The 2497-nt window shown below is 35.7% G+C and carries 3 protein-coding genes and 1 pseudogene; 3 read left to right on the top strand and 1 reads right to left on the bottom strand.

Going from position 1 to position 2497, the window contains the following annotated elements:
• Positions 1-202: 202 nt before the first annotated feature.
• Entirely contained in the window at positions 203-676 is a 474-nt protein-coding gene (locus COO03_RS16320) for a MarR family winged helix-turn-helix transcriptional regulator (RefSeq protein WP_097898165.1), read from the bottom strand.
• Positions 677-877: 201 nt separating this feature from the next.
• Here COO03_RS16320 and COO03_RS16315 point away from each other — a divergent pair, with 201 nt between their 5' ends.
• The 3 genes and pseudogenes from COO03_RS16315 to COO03_RS28155 form a co-directional block, all read left to right on the top strand.
• Positions 878-1462 carry a DUF3238 domain-containing protein gene (locus COO03_RS16315; protein ID WP_097898164.1) on the top strand — a complete coding sequence of 195 codons (585 nt, stop codon included), beginning with the start codon at positions 878-880 and terminating at the stop codon, positions 1460-1462.
• A 159-nt stretch (positions 1463-1621) separates the two neighbouring features.
• Complete coding sequence (locus COO03_RS16310) at positions 1622-2206, top strand: DUF3238 domain-containing protein (protein WP_097898163.1); 585 nt, start codon at positions 1622-1624, stop codon at positions 2204-2206.
• A 78-nt stretch (positions 2207-2284) separates the two neighbouring features.
• Positions 2285-2389 (top strand): annotated as a pseudogene (locus COO03_RS28155) (Rrf2 family transcriptional regulator); the annotation flags it as partial.
• Positions 2390-2497 lie beyond the last annotated feature (108 nt).

The following is a 2497-nucleotide window of genomic DNA, read 5'->3' as shown; positions in this document are numbered from 1 at the left end:
ACCTACACTCGTTTGCTCTTTCTGTTTTTACTTCGCATGTGGTAGAAAAAGGCCCTGACCGCTTCTATGCATGGCCAGATGCTCTCTCCTACCTGAAAAGAGGGGTTTTATGTCAGTTTTTTAATTGATGTATATATATCGTAGGAATCCCCCACTTCAAGCGGCATTGGCCGATAAGTGGGGGAGTTCAAAAACTCTATATTTACCAAACAGGTCTTAACCTCGATGTTGATTTCACTTCATTTGCTTCATAAACTAATTTTGTTAAATCTTCTTTGAGCATTTGCACTCGTTCAGCACCTATATTTTCGATCCAGCGCCCCTCAATCTCAGTTAGTATCTCGTCTTTTGCTTTCACTACTAACCAACCTCGTTCGGTCAAAACAATAATTTTCCCTCTCTTATCAGTGGGATGAGTTTGGCGCATTACATAACCGCGTTTCTCAAGATAATCCACCATTTTACTTACAGCTTGCTTTGTAATTCCTAAGTACTCAGCTAGTTCTATACCTGTTGCACCATTAGGAGTGATGCATTTAAACATAAAACCATGTGCAGGTCTAATATCTTCAAATCCCAATTCATTCAATCTGTCATGTAGTTCATTAATCGATGCACTAAAAGATAATGACAAAAGTGATGTAAGATCTAATTCATTCAATGCTTGATGATTCATACATAAAACCTCCTTAAATAAAGTCAATTATGTTGACTTTATTTGGACTCCATTGTACTACGTGTAATGTAGTCAATCAAGTTGACTTTATTCAAATTGTATTGTACTATGCATATTATAGTCAATCAAGTTGACTATAATTCGATTATGAAAGAAATAGGATTCACCGAAATAAAAATTAATACATTATGGAGGGTTCTCATGGCTAATATCGTTAAAATTAGAGGGAGTGTATTTGCACCGTATGCTTGGTTGGAACCTATTAAAGATCCTGCAACAGGAAGGGTATTCGAATATGCTGGTGATGTGCGTGAATTTACACCATACGCTGTAAACACAATGCGATCAAGATTAGAGCAAGAAGTAATTATTGATTTTTATAAAAAAGAAATTTTCACATTTGCAGATGCTTGTATCGTAACTGTGAAAATTACAAATCCAGATGGTTCTATTGAGCATAAAAAAGGAAAAACAGGTACAGAAAACATTGTATGTACGAATGTTTTGTGGGGCGCAGATGAAGTTTCTTTTGAAATGAGTGCAAGTGCCAGCAATCCTTTAAATACAGCAGCACCTGCGGCTGACTATTTATTAACTATACGTGTTAACGAAAGTGGCATTGTGCATATTGAAGGTTCTCATGATGGGTTCCCCTGCTATGAATTTTATAAACAAACAGATTTTGGTCCATTTGAATTAATCTATACACATGATTTCAGAAAAACTGGTGACACTCCAGAAGCGTTAGCTGGAGAAATGGAATATAGTTTTAAAACGACAATCTAGATATAAATATGAATCAGAAGAGCATCACTATTTAAACAAGAGCAGCAAATTTGAAAGGAAAAGCAATTGATTATGCGAAAGAAATTGCGACCTGTTTTGCTCAAGGGTTCAATGTTATGCATTACCCAAAATAAAATTAGAATTACAGAGGTGTGTCTCATGACTAATATCGTTAAAATTAGAGCAAGCGTATTTATTCCAATGTCTTGGACTGAACCTAAGAAGGATCTTCAAACGGGAAACGTAATCCAATTTGAAGGTGACTCACGTGAATTTACACCTTATGCCGTAAACGCTATGCGTTCAAGAGTTGAACAAGAAGTAGTTGTAGATTTTTACAAAAAAGAAATTTTCACATATGCGAATACTGGCATAACAACAGAAAGAGTCACAAATCCAGATGGTTCCGTTAAGAAAAGAACAGGAAAAGCTAGTACAGAAGGTATTTTGTGCACTGATATTGTATGGAGTTCTGATGACGTCAAGTTTCAAATGAGTGCAAGTGCTAGCAACCCATTAAATGTATATGCACCTCCCGTTGACTATCTATTAACTGTACATGTCAAAAAAGATGGTACTGTCGATATTCAAGGTGTACATGATGGATTCCCTTGCTATGAATTTTATAAGCAAGTAAATTTTGGTCCGTTTGAACAAATTCATACACATGATTTCAGAGAAACTGGTGATACTCCTGAAGCACTAGCTGGAGAAATGGAGTATAGTTTTAAAAAGATATTGTAAAGTCAATGTGTTGCTACATTGTCACCGAACCAAGTAATAATCAGTGGGGGATGAAGAACCCCCACTGATTAAAGTTTCACTTTATTAGACGTGTATCGAGCGGTGGATGTTGTAGAAGAGGAAAAATTGTTTCATTTCCATGAAAAGCCGAATCCTGATTGTATTATAGGAGCAAATATTAGAGAGTATGACAATGGAACAACTCTTTACATCATTAGTAAATAAAATAAATTCTTCGCAGTAAGTATGCCGGTACAATTCAAGCGTATATTTTTTCACTCTATTTGTAAC

This window comes from Bacillus sp. AFS098217, assembly GCF_002551815.1.
Classification (GTDB): Bacteria; Bacillota; Bacilli; order Bacillales; family Bacillaceae_G; genus Bacillus_A.
This window is presented reverse-complemented; position numbering and strand designations above follow the sequence as displayed.

What these genes read in the sequence shown, in the direction of transcription:
- COO03_RS16320 (WP_097898165.1), bottom strand. Translation starts at nt 676, where the DNA reads ATGAATCATCAAGCATTGAATGAATTAGATCTTACATCACTTTTGTCA.
- COO03_RS16315 (WP_097898164.1), top strand. Translation starts at nt 878, where the DNA reads ATGGCTAATATCGTTAAAATTAGAGGGAGTGTATTTGCACCGTATGCT.
- COO03_RS16310 (WP_097898163.1), top strand. Translation starts at nt 1,622, where the DNA reads ATGACTAATATCGTTAAAATTAGAGCAAGCGTATTTATTCCAATGTCT.